The sequence below is a fragment of the Klebsiella sp. 64 genome (assembly GCF_018223915.1).
Lineage (GTDB): Bacteria > Pseudomonadota > Gammaproteobacteria > Enterobacterales > Enterobacteriaceae > Klebsiella > Klebsiella pneumoniae.
The window spans coordinates 130,542-145,599 of record NZ_JAGRQZ010000034.1 but is presented as its reverse complement, the minus strand read 5'-3'; the positions used below and the strand labels follow the sequence as shown (position 1 = coordinate 145,599).

The 15,058-nt window shown below is 56.9% G+C and carries 11 protein-coding genes and 7 tRNA genes; 16 read left to right on the top strand and 2 right to left on the bottom strand.

All coding sequences use genetic code 11. The features are described 5' to 3' along the window. Positions 1-9: 9 nt before the first annotated feature. Entirely contained in the window at positions 10-1,965 is a 1,956-nt protein-coding gene (gene nagE / locus KHQ23_RS21315) for a PTS N-acetyl glucosamine transporter subunit IIABC (protein WP_004147599.1), read from the bottom strand. 314 nt (positions 1,966-2,279) lie between these two features. Between nagE and nagB the strand changes: the two genes are divergently transcribed. The 12 genes from nagB to KHQ23_RS21255 all read left to right on the top strand — a co-directional run bounded on the left by nagB (position 2,280) and on the right by KHQ23_RS21255 (position 9,367). Further along, positions 2,280-3,080: a glucosamine-6-phosphate deaminase gene (nagB, locus tag KHQ23_RS21310; RefSeq protein ID WP_002894749.1), complete on the top strand. Its 801-nt coding sequence runs from the start codon at positions 2,280-2,282 to the stop codon at positions 3,078-3,080. A gap of 109 nt (positions 3,081-3,189) precedes the next feature. Beyond that, complete coding sequence (gene nagA / locus KHQ23_RS21305) at positions 3,190-4,338, top strand: N-acetylglucosamine-6-phosphate deacetylase (RefSeq protein ID WP_002894747.1); 1,149 nt, start codon at positions 3,190-3,192, stop codon at positions 4,336-4,338. A gap of 8 nt (positions 4,339-4,346) precedes the next feature. Then, entirely contained in the window at positions 4,347-5,567 is a 1,221-nt protein-coding gene (locus tag KHQ23_RS21300; protein WP_002894742.1) for an N-acetylglucosamine repressor, read from the top strand. Positions 5,568-5,683: 116 nt separating this feature from the next. Next, entirely contained in the window at positions 5,684-6,436 is a 753-nt protein-coding gene (locus KHQ23_RS21295; RefSeq protein ID WP_002894738.1) for an HAD-IIA family hydrolase, read from the top strand. A gap of 278 nt (positions 6,437-6,714) precedes the next feature. Then, entirely contained in the window at positions 6,715-8,379 is a 1,665-nt protein-coding gene (asnB, locus tag KHQ23_RS21290) for an asparagine synthase B (RefSeq protein ID WP_002894734.1), read from the top strand. Between the two features lie 237 nt (positions 8,380-8,616). Beyond that, positions 8,617-8,693, top strand: a tRNA-Met gene (locus KHQ23_RS21285). Between the two features lie 8 nt (positions 8,694-8,701). Next, positions 8,702-8,786, top strand: a tRNA-Leu gene (locus tag KHQ23_RS21280). A 23-nt stretch (positions 8,787-8,809) separates the two neighbouring features. After that, a tRNA-Gln gene (locus KHQ23_RS21275) sits at positions 8,810-8,884 on the top strand. A 36-nt stretch (positions 8,885-8,920) separates the two neighbouring features. Beyond that, positions 8,921-8,995, top strand: a tRNA-Gln gene (locus KHQ23_RS21270). A gap of 23 nt (positions 8,996-9,018) precedes the next feature. Continuing rightward, positions 9,019-9,095, top strand: a tRNA-Met gene (locus KHQ23_RS21265). 47 nt (positions 9,096-9,142) lie between these two features. Beyond that, positions 9,143-9,217 (top strand) — tRNA-Gln (locus KHQ23_RS21260). A 75-nt stretch (positions 9,218-9,292) separates the two neighbouring features. Next, positions 9,293-9,367: transfer RNA gene (locus tag KHQ23_RS21255), tRNA-Gln, on the top strand. A 119-nt stretch (positions 9,368-9,486) separates the two neighbouring features. Here the strand turns inward: KHQ23_RS21255 and ubiF are convergent. Further along, positions 9,487-10,662, bottom strand: coding sequence for a 3-demethoxyubiquinol 3-hydroxylase (ubiF, locus tag KHQ23_RS21250; RefSeq protein ID WP_009308186.1), 1,176 nt, complete (start codon positions 10,660-10,662; stop codon positions 9,487-9,489). A gap of 179 nt (positions 10,663-10,841) precedes the next feature. Between ubiF and miaB the strand changes: the two genes are divergently transcribed. The 4 genes from miaB to corC all read left to right on the top strand — a co-directional run bounded on the left by miaB (position 10,842) and on the right by corC (position 14,962). Next, positions 10,842-12,266, top strand: a complete 1,425-nt coding sequence (gene miaB, locus KHQ23_RS21245; RefSeq protein WP_002894730.1) for a tRNA (N6-isopentenyl adenosine(37)-C2)-methylthiotransferase MiaB — start codon at positions 10,842-10,844, stop codon at positions 12,264-12,266. A gap of 153 nt (positions 12,267-12,419) precedes the next feature. After that, positions 12,420-13,466 carry a PhoH family protein gene (locus KHQ23_RS21240; protein WP_004176871.1) on the top strand — a complete coding sequence of 349 codons (1,047 nt, stop codon included), beginning with the start codon at positions 12,420-12,422 and terminating at the stop codon, positions 13,464-13,466. Next, positions 13,463-13,936: an rRNA maturation RNase YbeY gene (gene ybeY / locus KHQ23_RS21235; RefSeq protein WP_002894722.1), complete on the top strand. Its 474-nt coding sequence runs from the start codon at positions 13,463-13,465 to the stop codon at positions 13,934-13,936. The genes KHQ23_RS21240 and ybeY overlap by 4 nt, the downstream gene beginning before the upstream one ends. A gap of 147 nt (positions 13,937-14,083) precedes the next feature. Beyond that, on the top strand, positions 14,084-14,962 hold the full coding sequence (corC, locus tag KHQ23_RS21230) for a CNNM family magnesium/cobalt transport protein CorC (protein WP_002894719.1): 879 nt from the start codon (positions 14,084-14,086) through the stop codon (positions 14,960-14,962). The last annotated feature ends 96 nt before the right edge of the window (positions 14,963-15,058 follow it).

Genomic DNA, 15,058 nt, shown 5'->3' with positions numbered 1-15,058 from the left:
TCAGGAGCCTTACTTGCCTTTAATCTCATACAGCGGCGTCTGGCCAGCAACGACCTTACCGCTCGCCAGTATCACCAGCGCGCTGTAGTCATCGCTGTTGCTGCAGACGACCGGACTGATCATTGAGCGCGCGTTGGCGTTGAGGAAGTCCAGATCCATTTCCAGAATCGGCTCACCCGCCTTCACGTCCGTGCCCTCTTCAACCAGACGTTTGAAGCCCTTGCCTTCCAGCGCCACGGTGTCGATACCCATGTGAACGACGATTTCCGCACCGTTGTTGGTTTCGAGGCAGAACGCGTGGTTAGTGTTGAAAATTTTCACCACGGTACCGGCGGCCGGGGCCACCACGATGTTGCTGGTCGGTTTCACCGCGATCCCGTCGCCGACGGCTTTGCTGGCGAAGGCTTCGTCCGGCACCTGCTCGAGGGCCACCACGTCACCGGTAATCGGCGAAACCAGCGACTCAACGGTCTTCGCGTTCGCTACCGCCTGCGGTTTAGCCGCGGGCGCTGCGGTGGCGACGTTGCCAGCCGGTGCGGCTGCCGCTGCCGCTACCGGGCCGCGGGTAACCACTTTTTTCATCTCATCGCCGATAGACTCTGCTTTCGCACCGACGATAACCTGGATGGTTTGCTTATTCAGTTTCACCACCCCGGACGCGCCGAGACGTTTACAGGCGGCGTCGTTCACCTTCGCCGAATCGCCCACGGTCAGACGCAGACGGGTGATACAGGCGTCAATGGCTTTCAGGTTGTCCGTTCCGCCCACCGCGGCGATATAGCTGGTCGCCAGCTGGGTCAGCCCCTCTTCAGTGTTGCTGTTGGCTTCTTCCGTTACCACGTCAGCGGCTTTGTCTTCACGACCCGGCGTTTTCAGGTTGAACATGCGGATCACCGCGCTGAACAGCAGGAAGTAGACGAAGAAGAACACCACGCCCATCACCAGCAGCATCCAGACGTTTTTGCTGGCGGCCGGCAGGCTGTACATCAGCACGTAGTCAATTGCACCTGCGGAGAAGGAGAAGCCCGCATGGATCCCGAGCGCCGTTGCGATGAACAGGCTGATACCGGTCAGCACCGCATGCAGGAGGTACAGCAGCGGAGCCAGGAACATGAACAGGAATTCCAGCGGCTCGGTTACCCCGGTCAGGAACGCGGTGATGGCCACGGACAGCAGCATACCGCCTACCATCGGACGACGCGCTTTCGGCGCCGCCAGATACATCGCCAGCGCCGCACCCGGCAGACCAAACATCATGATTGGGAAGAAGCCGGACATGAACATCCCCGCGGTGCCGTCGCCGGCGTAGAAGCGGTTGATGTCGCCGTGGAACACAGCGCCAGCGGCGTTAGTGAACTCACCAATCTGGAACCAGGCGATGGTGTTCAGCACCTGATGCAGACCGGTTGGGATCAGCAGACGGTTGATGAAACCAAAGATACCGGAACCGAGCGCCCCTGCGGAGACGATCCATTCGCCGCCAGAGTGGATAGCGTGCTGCACCGGCGGCCAGACGTAGCCGAAGATCGCCGCGAGGATCAGACAGAAGAAGCCGGTGGCGATCGGCACGAAGCGTTTGCCGCCGAAGAAGCTCAGGAAGTCCGGCAGCTTGATGCCGGCCCAGCGGTTGTATACCGCCCCTGCCACCAGACCGGTAATGATACCGGCCAGCACGCCCATATTGATTTCCGGGTTGATGGTGACCATCGCTTTGGTCATCACGAAATACCCTACCGCACCGGCCAGCGCCGCAGAACCGGCGTTATCCTTAGACCAGCTTGATGCCACACCAATTGCGAAGATCAGCGCCAGATTATCGAAGATCGCCCCACCCGCTTGCGCGATGAAGGGTACATTCAACAGGTCTGGTTGCCCGAAACGCAGCAGCAATGCCGCGACCGGCAGCACTGCGATAGGGAGCTGCAACGCCCTACCCAGTCGCTGAAAGAAACCTAAAATATTCATCTTATTCCCCCTATGAGACCCCGATGAGGCTCATTTCAAAGCCACTTTTTTATTGTGTAACAAGGTCGGTTTTATCACTTACCGGCAAAGTGTGTGAAAAATTAATTCGTATCGCAAATTAAACGGGTATTTTTTGTGATAATTATCACCAAATATCGTATTCCCTCCTCCCTTGCACTGGCTAACAACGAAAACTTATTTTATCATTCAAAAAATCAACACGGATTGACCCCGGTCGGCGCAGTTGCTGCAATACTCTCCTTAGAGTGCTGGCGCCAATCCGCCAGAATCTACTTTGACTATAGAGGTGAAGAATGAGACTGATTCCCCTGGTAACCGCTGAGCAGGTCGGTAAATGGGCTGCCCGCCATATCGTTAACCGCATTAATGCATTTAAACCAACCGCGGACCGTCCGTTCGTCCTGGGTCTGCCAACCGGTGGTACCCCGCTGACCGCCTACAAGGCGCTGGTTGAAATGCATAAAGCAGGCCAGGTTAGCTTCAAGCACGTCGTCACCTTTAACATGGATGAATACGTTGGCCTGCCGAAAGAGCATCCGGAAAGCTATCATAGCTTTATGCACCGTAATTTCTTTGACCACGTTGATATTCCGGCAGAAAATATCAACCTGCTGAATGGTAACGCGCCGGACATCGATGCGGAATGCCGTCGCTATGAAGAAAAAATTCGTTCCTACGGTAAAATCCACCTGTTCATGGGCGGCGTGGGCAACGATGGTCATATCGCGTTTAACGAACCGGCCTCTTCTCTGGCGTCCCGCACCCGTATTAAGACCCTGACCCATGAAACCCGCGTAGCGAACTCCCGCTTCTTCGACGGCGATGTGGATCTGGTGCCGAAATATGCGCTGACCGTCGGCGTGGGCACCCTGCTGGACGCAGAAGAAGTGATGATTCTGGTGCTGGGTCATCAGAAAGCGCTGGCGCTGCAGGCGGCGGTAGAAGGTAACGTCAACCACATGTGGACCATTACCTGTCTGCAACTGCATCCGAAGGCGGTGATCGTCTGCGACGAACCGTCCACCATGGAGCTGAAAGTGAAGACGCTGAAATATTTCAACGAATTAGAAGCTGAAAATATTAAAGGTCTGTAATGTAGTCCTTCCCGCGCCCTGGCGCGGGATCATCTTTTTCTTTGTACGCACCATCATGCCGGCGGCAAACGAACGCTGACCTGATGAGGCGTATATACCGGGGGTCGTAATGTATGCATTAACCCAGGGCCGGGTTTATACCGGTCATGAAATTCTCGATGACCATGCGGTTGTTATCGCTAATGGCTTTATCGAACGTCTTTGTCCGCTGGCAGATTTGCCGTCTGACATCGAGCAGCGCTCAGTCAACGGCGCAATAATCGCCCCCGGTTTTATCGACGTCCAGCTCAACGGCTGCGGCGGCGTGCAGTTTAACGACAGCCCAGAGGCGGTCACTGTCGAAACGCTGGAGATCATGCAGAAGGCCAACGAACGCTCAGGCTGCACCAGCTTCCTGCCGACGCTGATTACCTCCAGCGACGATCTGATGAAGCAAGGCGTGCGCGTGATGCGCGAATATCTGCAAAAACATCCGAACCAGGCGCTGGGCCTGCATCTCGAAGGGCCGTGGCTGAATATCGTTAAGAAAGGCACCCACAATCCGGACTACGTGCGTAAACCGGACGCGGCGCTGGTCGATTTCCTGTGCGACAACGCCGATGTGATCACCAAAGTGACCCTCGCCCCTGAGCGCGTTGAGCCAGAAGTGATCCGCAAACTGGTCGCCGCCGGGATCGTTGTCTCCGCGGGCCACTCCAACGCTACGCTGAAAGAGGCGAAAGTCGGCTTCCGCGCGGGCATTACCTTCGCCACCCACCTGTATAATGCGATGCCGTACATTACCGGCCGCGAACCGGGTCTTGCCGGGGCGATTTTTGACGAGCCGGATGTCTACTGCGGTATCATCGTCGACGGGATGCACGTCGATTACGCCAACGTGCGCAACGCCAAGCGCCTGAAAGGCGACAAGCTGTGCCTGGTCACCGACGCCACCGCGCCGGCGGGGGCGAATATTGACCAGTTCATTTTTGCCGGGAAAACAATATACTACCGCAATGGGCTGTGCGTAGATGAAAACGGCACCCTCAGCGGATCTTCGCTGACCATGATTGAAGGGGTGCGTAATCTGGTTGAGCATTGCGGCGTGGCACTGGACGAAGTATTGCGCATGGCGACGCTCTATCCTGCGCGCGCTATCGGCGTGGACAAGCAGCTCGGCAGCATTGCGCCGGGCATGGTCGCTAACCTGACCGCCTTTACACGCGATTATAAAATCACCAAGACCATCGTTAATGGTAACGAGGTCGTCACTGAGTAAGTAAAAGTATGACAGCAGGCGGACAAGCTCAAATTGGTAACGTTGACCTCGTAAAACAACTGAACAGCGCGGCCGTGTACCGCCTGATTGACCAGCATGGGCCCATCTCGCGCATTCAGATAGCCGAACAAAGCCAGCTTGCCCCTGCCAGCGTGACCAAAATCACGCGTCAGCTTATTGAGCGCGGCCTGATCAAAGAAGTCGATCAGCAGGCCTCCACCGGTGGCCGCCGCGCTATCTCTATCATCGCAGAAACTCGCAACTTCAACGCCATCGGCGTGCGGCTTGGCCGCTATGACGCCACTCTGACCCTGTATGATTTAAGCAGCAAGACCCTGGAAGAGGAGCACTTCCCGCTGCCCGAGCGCACCCAGGAAACGCTGGAACACGCCCTGCTGAATATCATCGCCACCTTTATCGAAAACTGTCAGCGCAAAATTCGCGAGCTGATCGCTATCTCAGTGATCCTGCCGGGCCTCGTCGACCCGGAAAGCGGCGTGATCCGCTATATGCCGCACATTGCGGTGGAAAACTGGGGCCTGGTCGGGGCGCTGGAGAAACGCTTCAATGTTACCTGCTTTGTTGGCCACGATATCCGCAGCCTGGCGCTGGCCGAGCACTATTTTGGCGCAAGCCAGGATTGCGAAGACTCCATTCTGGTGCGCGTGCACCGCGGTACCGGGGCGGGGATTATCTCCAACGGGCGCATTTTTATCGGCCGCAACGGCAACGTCGGCGAAATTGGCCATATTCAGGTCGACCCGCTGGGCGAACGCTGCCACTGCGGCAACTTCGGCTGTCTGGAGACCGTCGCGGCCAATGCCGCCATTGAACAGCGGGTTCGCCACCTGCTGGAGCAGGGCTACCAGAGCCGTCTGACGCCGGATGACTGCACGATCAAAACTATCTGCAAAGCGGCCAACAAGGGCGATGCCCTGGCCTGCGAGGTGATTGAGTACGTGGGGCGCCACCTCGGGAAAACGATCGCCATCGCCATTAACCTGTTCAACCCACAAAAAATCGTCGTCGCCGGCGAAATAGTGGAAGCTGAAAAGGTCCTTCTTCCGGCCATCGAAGGCTGCATTAACGCCCAGGCGCTTAAGGCGTTTCGTAAGAACCTGCCGGTGGTGCGCTCCACCCTCGATCACCGCTCTGCAATCGGCGCCTTCGCGCTGGTCAAACGCGCCATGCTTAATGGCACGCTGCTGCAGCGTTTGCTTGAGAGCTAATCGCCCCTTTTCTGATAGCGCGTCACCTTGATACGGGCGGGCCTCGCCCGTCAGAGGTGTGAAACCTCATCGATGACGCGTATAGTTTCGTCTTTGTTAATGATTCTGGACCCACCATGACCATTCAAAACATAATTTGTGATATTGACGGCGTACTGATGCACGATAACGTCGCCGTTCCCGGCGCAGCCGAGTTTATCAAGCGCATCCTCGATAAAGGCATGCCGCTGGTAATGCTGACCAACTACCCGTCGCAAACCGGCCAGGATCTGGCGAACCGTTTCGCCACCGCTGGAATTGATGTTCCGGATAGCGCCTTTTACACCTCAGCGATGGCCACCGCCGATTTTCTGCGTCGCCAGGAAGGCAAAAAAGCCTACGTGGTGGGAGAAGGGGCGCTGATCCACGAGCTGTACAAAGCCGGCTTTACCATTACCGATGTGAACCCGGATTTTGTCATCGTCGGGGAAACTCGCTCCTTTAACTGGGAAATGATGCATAAGGCCGCCTTCTTCGTCGCCAACGGCGCCCGCTTCATTGCCACTAACCCGGATACGCACGGTCGCGGCTTCTACCCTGCCTGCGGCGCGCTGTGCGCCGGGATCGAGAAGATCTCCGGCCGTAAGCCGTTTTACGTCGGCAAACCCAGCCCGTGGATCATCCGTTCAGCGCTGAATAAAATGCAAGCTCACTCCGAGCAGACGGTGATCGTCGGCGATAACCTGCGCACCGATATACTGGCCGGTTTCCAGGCGGGGCTGGAGACTATTCTGGTGCTCTCCGGCGTCTCCACCCTCGACGATATCGACAGCATGCCGTTCCGCCCGTCGTGGATTTACCCTTCCGTCGCGGAAATCGATATTTTCTGATGCCAACCACGTCGCAGGACGTGGTTTTTCATTTCTAGCGCCCATCAGAATTACTCCATCTAATAAAAACGGCCTATAAATACGAATTCCTCAATAAAGCCGTTCAAAAGATACTCTTTTTTCACTGTTCAACAATCACGGTTGCGTTTTTTCTTTTTCCGGCCGCAAAACCCTTGCGCCTGCTCCCCCTTTACGGCATTTTCTTAAGCACGCACTCAGGCTTCGCCACGAGACGAAGCCAGCACAACATCAAACACGACAGGGTAATGGAGAAGGCTATGTGTTCTATTTTTGGCGTACTGGATATTAAAACTGACGCAGGCGAGCTGCGTAAAAAGGCGCTGGAGCTTTCCCGCCTGATGCGCCACCGCGGTCCGGACTGGTCTGGCGTATATGCCAGCGACAAAGCGATTCTGGCGCACGAGCGCCTGTCGATTGTCGACGTCAACGCCGGGGCCCAGCCGCTGTACAACGCCGAAAAAACCCATGCGCTGGCCGTTAACGGCGAGATCTACAACCACCAGGCGCTGCGCGCGGAGTATGGCGATCGCTACCAGTTCCAGACCGGTTCCGACTGCGAAGTGATCCTCGCGCTGTATCAGGAAAAAGGCCCGGAGTTCCTCGACGACCTGCAGGGAATGTTCGCCTTCGCCCTGTACGACAGCGAAAAAGACGCGTACTTAATTGGCCGCGACCATATCGGCATTATCCCGCTGTATATGGGCCATGACGAACACGGCAACTTCTATGTCGCCTCCGAAATGAAAGCGCTAGTGCCGGTATGCCGCACCATTAAAGAGTTCCCGGCGGGCAGCTACCTGTGGAGCAAAGACGGCGAAATTCGCCAGTACTATCAGCGCGACTGGTTTGATTACGACGCGGTGAAAGACAACGTTACCGATAAGAACGAGCTGCGTCAGGCGCTGGAAGAGTCGGTGAAAAGCCACCTGATGTCCGACGTGCCTTACGGCGTGCTGCTCTCCGGCGGTCTTGATTCATCGGTCATCTCGGCTATCACCAAGAAATTCGCCGCCCGTCGCGTCGAAGATCAGGAGCGTAGCGAAGCCTGGTGGCCGCAGCTGCACTCTTTCGCGGTCGGTCTGGAAGGCTCTCCTGACCTGAAAGCGGCGCAGGAGGTGGCCAACCACCTCGGCACCGTGCACCACGAAATTCACTTTACCGTCCAGGAAGGGCTGGATGCCATCCGCGACGTTATCTATCACATCGAAACCTACGATGTGACCACTATTCGCGCCTCGACGCCGATGTACCTGATGTCGCGGAAAATTAAAGCCATGGGCATCAAAATGGTGCTTTCCGGCGAAGGTTCGGACGAAGTGTTCGGCGGCTACCTCTACTTCCATAAGGCGCCGAACGCCAAAGAACTGCACGAAGAGACGGTGCGTAAGCTGCAGGCGCTGCATATGTTTGACTGCGCCCGCGCCAACAAAGCGATGTCCGCCTGGGGCGTGGAGGCCCGCGTGCCGTTCCTCGACAAGAAGTTCCTCGACGTCGCGATGCGCATTAACCCGCAGGATAAGATGTGCGGCAACGGCAAAATGGAAAAACACATTCTGCGCGAATGCTTTGAATCCTACCTCCCGGCCAGCGTCGCCTGGCGCCAGAAGGAGCAGTTCTCTGACGGCGTCGGCTACAGCTGGATCGATACCCTGAAAGAAGTGGCCGCCAAACAGATCAGCGACCAGCAACTGGAAACCGCAAGCTTCCGCTTCCCGTACAACACGCCGACCTCCAAAGAAGGCTATTTGTACCGCGAGATCTTCGAAGAGCTGTTCCCGCTGCCGAGCGCGGCGGAGTGCGTCCCTGGCGGTCCGTCGGTGGCCTGCTCTTCAGCGAAAGCCATTGAGTGGGATGAAGCGTTCAAAACCATGAACGATCCATCAGGCCGCGCGGTCGGTGTCCACCAGTCGGCTTACAAATAAGCCCAGACGGGCGGTGAAACGCAAAACGGACCCTCCGGGGTCCGTTTTCTTTTTGCCGGATTTATACCGCTGAAAAACGATAAATAACCAATAATTGCCGAATATTCCAGCGAGCTGTTCGCAACCTAACCAAACAGTCACATTACAACGATTTTCCTTGAAAAAGAGGTTGACGCTCGCAGGCCCAATACGCATAATGCGCCCCGCAACGCCGATAAGGTTACGCGAAAAAAAGATGGCTACGTAGCTCAGCTGGTTAGAGCACATCACTCATAATGATGGGGTCACAGGTTCAAATCCCGTCGTAGCCACCATCTTTTTTGCGGGAGTGGCGAAATTGGTAGACGCACCAGATTTAGGTTCTGGCGCCGCAAGGTGTGCGAGTTCAAGTCTCGCCTCCCGCACCATTCACCAGTTAGCGTTGTACGGATGGGGTATCGCCAAGCGGTAAGGCACCGGTTTTTGATACCGGCATTCCCTGGTTCGAATCCAGGTACCCCAGCCATATTTCTTCGATATTTGCGGTTCACCGCGACGGTATTGGGGTATCGCCAAGCGGTAAGGCACCGGTTTTTGATACCGGCATTCCCTGGTTCGAATCCAGGTACCCCAGCCATCGAAGAAGCAGTAAGACAATTAGGCTACGTAGCTCAGCTGGTTAGAGCACATCACTCATAATGATGGGGTCACAGGTTCGAATCCCGTCGTAGCCACCAAATTCTGGACGTATCGATACGCATCGATAAATCCGCAAACAATTTGTTGGGGTATCGCCAAGCGGTAAGGCACCGGATTCTGATTCCGGCATTCCGAGGTTCGAATCCTCGTACCCCAGCCAAATTTAAAAGTCGTTCAGCAGTGAACGCACTGTTGCCCTCAACCGGCGTAGTTACGGTCAAGCGCAACAGACAATTGGGGTATCGCCAAGCGGTAAGGCACCGGATTCTGATTCCGGCATTCCGAGGTTCGAATCCTCGTACCCCAGCCATTTCAATGCAAAAAAGCTCACTTCGGTGGGCTTTTTTGCTATTGGCGTCCTGACATGCTTACTCCGTACTGACTGCCGGGCAGGCGCTCTCCGCTACGCCCCTGCCCGGGAAGCCGGTTTTACAAGCCTAAGGCATACTTCAGCGCCTGACGCTTCAGCCCCCCGGCGCGTTCAGCCGCCATCAGGCCAATATTACGCAGCATCCGCACCGGCGCCAGGTCATTGCTGAAACCGGCATAAAACAGATCCATCCCCGACTGCATGATAAAATTATCCGCTCGCCGCCGCGCCTGGTAGCGCTTCAGCACCGGCAGGCTGGCCCAGTCTTCGCCGCGGCCGCGCGCTTCCGCCAGGATCTCCAGCAGGGCATCGACATCACGATAGCCAAGGTTAACCCCCTGCCCCGCCAGTGGATGAATGGTGTGCGCCGCATCGCCCACCAGCGCCAGGCCGGGCTGAACATACTGCAGCGCATGACGCCGGGTGAGCGGGAAGGCGCCGGCCGCCTGCGGCGTCACCCGTCCCAGCCGCGCCGGAAAGTGACTGGCGATCTCCTGCTGGAGCTGCGCCATGGTCATGCTCTGCAGCTGACGGATCCGCGCCGGGGCGTCGTACCAGACCAGCGAGGCCCAGTGGTCGAACAGCGGCAGGAAGGCGCGTGGGCCGCTGGGAGTAAACTGCTGCCAGGTGCTGTCGCCGGGATCGTCGGCGCATTCGACGCTGATCAGCATACAGGACTGCTGATATTGCCAGGCGTGCACGCCGATGCCGGCCATCTCCCGCACCTGGGAGTTAGCGCCGTCGGCGCCGATAACCAGCCGGGCGTGGATCGTCTCCCCCTCGCGCAAATGCAACGCCGTCTGCGTCTCGCCGCGCTGCATCGTTTTCAGTTCGCTACCGACGCGCAGGGTAACCGCCTCATGCGCCGCCAGCGCTTGCCACAGGCCCCATTGCAGAACCTTGTTCTCGACCATATAGCCCAGCTCCGGCAGCTTGAGCTCCGCGGCGTCGAAGGCGACGTGCGCGCTCTCCCACTCCCAGGTCTCCAGACGGCGATAAGCATGGACGCGCATCGCCCGTATGGCATCCCAGACGCCGAGACTCTTCAGCAGGCCGACCGAAGCCGCGCTGATCGCCGAGATCCGCACATCCGGGGCGGATGCCGGATCGAACGCCGGTGGCGCCGCTTTCTCAAGCACCGTCACGGTAAATCCCTGTTGCGCCAGCCCTAACGCCAGGGCGCCGCCGACCATGCCGCCGCCCACGATGGCGACATCTGTTACGTGAATTGTCATGGCTATTATCCTTAAAGCAGAATCCGTTAAGTTTACCGGATTTTTCGCCCTCTTGCGGCGATAACGCTCGCACTGGTCAGGGGGCGACCAAAGCATTACAATACGCGCCCTGGAATGCGAAATTCACCCTGTATATATCCCCGCGTTTTGGATATCTATTACTGAGCATGAGCAAGTCAATGACAAAAAAACTCCATATTAAAACCTGGGGCTGTCAGATGAACGAGTATGATTCATCAAAGATGGCCGATCTGCTGGATGCGACACATGGGTATCAACTGACCGAAGTGGCGGAAGAAGCAGATGTGCTGTTGCTCAATACCTGCTCAATTCGTGAGAAGGCCCAGGAAAAAGTTTTCCATCAGCTTGGCCGCTGGAAGCTGCTGAAAGAGAAGAACCCGGACCTGATTATTGGCGTCGGCGGCTGCGTGGCTTCCCAGGAAGGCGACCATATTCGCCAGCGCGCGCACTATGTCGATATTATTTTCGGGCCGCAAACCCTGCACCGCCTGCCGGAGATGATTAACTCCGTGCGCGGCAACCGCAGTCCGGTAGTTGATATCAGCTTCCCGGAAATTGAAAAATTCGATCGCCTGCCAGAGCCGCGCGCCGAAGGGCCGACCGCCTTTGTCTCGATTATGGAAGGTTGCAATAAATACTGCACCTACTGCGTCGTGCCGTATACCCGCGGAGAAGAAGTTAGCCGTCCGTGCGACGATATCCTGTTTGAAATCGCCCAGCTGGCGGCGCAGGGCGTGCGTGAGGTCAATCTGCTGGGGCAGAACGTTAACGCCTGGCGCGGTGAGAATTACGACGGCACCACCGGCAGCTTTGCCGACCTGCTGCGCCTGGTCGCCGCCATCGACGGCATCGACCGCATTCGCTTCACCACCAGCCACCCGATCGAATTTACCGACGATATCATCGACGTTTATCGCGATACGCCGGAGCTGGTGAGCTTCCTGCACCTGCCGGTGCAGAGTGGCTCCGACCGTGTGCTGAACCTGATGGGACGCACCCATACCGCGCTGGAGTATAAAGCGATTATTCGCAAGCTGCGTGAAGCGCGCCCGGATATTCAGATAAGCTCCGACTTTATCGTCGGCTTCCCCGGCGAAACCACGGAAGATTTCGAAAAGACCATGAAGCTCATCGCCGACGTCAATTTCGATATGAGCTACAGCTTTATCTTCTCCGCTCGCCCGGGCACCCCGGCGGCCGATATGGTCGACGACGTGCCGGAGGCGGACAAAAAACAGCGTCTGTATATCCTGCAGGAACGCATTAACCAGCAGGCGATGGCCTGGAGCCGTCGCATGCTCGGCACGGTACAGCGCATCCTGGTGGAAGGCACCTCGCGTAAGAACATCATGGAGCTTTCCGGACGTACGGAGAATAACCGGGTGGTCAACTTCGAAGGTACCCCGGACCTCGTCGGTAAGTTTGTCGATGTCGAAATCGTCGATGTATATACCAACTCGCTGCGCGGTAAAATCGTGCGCACCGAAGCGGAGATGGGTCTGCGTATCGCTGAATCACCCGAATCAGTGATTGCCCGCACCCGTAAAGAGAACGATCTTGGCGTGGGAATTTACCAGCCATGATCCCTTCAGGCCTGTCGGTTCCGGCAGGCCTTGTAATTCCTCTCTCCGTCCCTATATCTACAGCAATGCTTGCGCCATTTTCCTGTGACGTAAATAATTTCCTGATTAGCCGGCCACGCGCCGCGTCCGGCCACCTGCGTAAAGAGGAATAGTTTGAACATAGACACTCGTGAGATTACCCTGGAGCCAGCGGATAACGCACGCCTGTTAGCCCTGTGCGGCCCGTTTGACGACAACATTAAACAGCTGGAGCGTCGGTTAGGCATTGAGATCAACCGCCGTGACAATCACTTTAAGCTGACCGGTCGCGCCCTGTGCGTGCACGCTGCCGCCGATATTCTGCGCAGCCTGTATGTCGACACAGCGCCAATGCGCGGTCAGATTCAGGATATTGAACCAGAGCAGATCCACCTGGCGATCAAGGAAGCGCGCGTACTGGAGCAGAGCGCCGAAAGCGTGCCTGAGTACGGTAAAGCCGTCAATATCAAGACCAAGCGCGGGGTAATCAAACCGCGTACGCCGAACCAGGCGCAGTACATCGCCAATATCCTCGATCACGACATCACTTTCGGCGTGGGTCCGGCGGGTACGGGTAAAACCTATCTGGCGGTGGCGGCGGCGGTCGATGCGCTGGAGCGCCAGGAGATCCGCCGTATTCTGCTGACCCGTCCGGCCGTCGAGGCAGGCGAAAAGCTCGGCTTCCTGCCCGGCGATCTGAGCCAGAAGGTCGACCCGTATCTGCGCCCGCTGTATGACGCGCTGTTTGAGATGCTCGGCTTTGAGAAAGTGGAGAAGCTGATTGAGCGTAACGTCATCGAAGTGGCCCCGCTGGCCTATATGCGCGGACGGACGCTGAATGACGCCTTTATCATTCTTGATGAAAGCCAGAACACCACCATCGAACAGATGAAGATGTTCCTGACCCGCATCGGCTTTAACTCCAAGGCGGTGATCACCGGCGACATCACGCAGATTGACCTGCCACGCAGCACCAAATCCGGTCTGCGCCATGCCATCGAAGTGCTGGCGGAAGTCGATGAGATCAGCTTTAACTTCTTCCATAGCGAAGACGTGGTGCGCCATCCGGTGGTCGCCCGCATCGTGAACGCCTATGAGGCATGGGAAGCCGCAGATCAGAAACGTAAAGCAGAGCTGGCCGCCGAGCGCAAACGCGAAGCCCAGGAACAGGAGCAAAAATGAGTCAGGTGATCCTCGATTTACAGCTGGCCTGCGAAGAGACCAGCGGCCTGCCGGACGAAGCCCTTTTCCAACGCTGGGTCGACGCCGTCATTCCGCCGTTTCAGGAGGAGTCAGAGTTAACGATTCGTCTGGTCGACGTTGCAGAAAGCCATGAGCTGAACCTGACCTATCGCGGCAAGGATAAGCCGACCAACGTCCTCTCCTTCCCGTTTGAAGCGCCGCCGGGAATTGAAATGCCGCTGCTCGGCGATCTGATCATCTGCCGTCAGGTGGTAGAACAAGAAGCCAGCGAGCAAGGTAAGCCGCTGGAGGCGCACTGGGCGCATATGGTGGTGCACGGTAGCCTGCATCTGCTGGGCTACGATCATATCGAAGACGACGAAGCGGAAGAGATGGAAGGCCTTGAAACAGAGATAATGCTTGCTCTGGGCTATGAGGACCCGTACATTTCCGAGAAGATTGCGGAATAGCGCCCAGCCGGATGGCGGTGCTTGCGCCTCATCCGGCCGCTGTTTCTGCGTTTTACCTGCCAGAAAGTCAGGCAACCCATGCCGTCCGGCGCTGAGTTTACGCGCGACGAGCGACAGTTAAATCAACATGAGAACCCAAACGACGCCATGAGCGACGACAATTCACACAGTAGTGACACAGTAAACAGCAAAAAGGGATTTTTCTCCCTGTTACTCAGCCAGCTTTTTCACGGGGAACCGAAAAACCGCGATGAACTGCTGGCGCTGATCCGTGATTCCGGGCAAAACGACCTTATCGATGAAGATACGCGTGACATGCTCGAAGGGGTAATGGATATCGCCGACCAGCGGGTCCGCGACATTATGATCCCCCGTTCACAAATGATAACCCTGAAACGCAACCAGACGCTGGACGAGTGCCTGGATGTCATCATCGAATCCGCCCACTCGCGTTTCCCGGTCATCAGTGAAGATAAAGATCACATCGAAGGGATTCTGATGGCCAAGGATCTGCTGCCGTTTATGCGCAGCGACGCCGAAGCCTTCAGCATGGAAAAAGTGTTACGGCCGGCGGTTGTCGTCCCGGAAAGCAAGCGGGTCGACCGCATGCTGAAAGAGTTTCGCTCACAGCGCTATCATATGGCGATCGTTATTGACGAATTCGGCGGCGTCTCTGGCCTGGTGACCATCGAGGATATCCTTGAGCTCATCGTCGGGGAAATTGAAGACGAGTACGACGAAGAAGAAGATATCGATTTCCGCCAGCTGAGTCGCCACACCTGGACGGTGCGCGCCCTGGCCTCCATCGAAGACTTCAACGAGGCCTTCGACACGCACTTTAGCGATGAAGAAGTGGATACCATTGGCGGGCTGGTGATGCAGGCCTTCGGCCATCTGCCGGCCCGCGGCGAATCTATCGACATTGATGGTTACCAATTCAAGGTAGCAATGGCAGATAGTCGTCGTATCATTCAGGTGCATGTAAAGCTGCCCGATGACGCTCCCCAGCCGAAGCTGGAAGAGTAAGCGGTAGCGCTGAAATGGCCAGCCGGGAGACCGCGAGTCATACACGGTTGTAGGTGCCCCGCGTCCGGCTGGCAAAAAGAATAGCCTGTAGCAGCA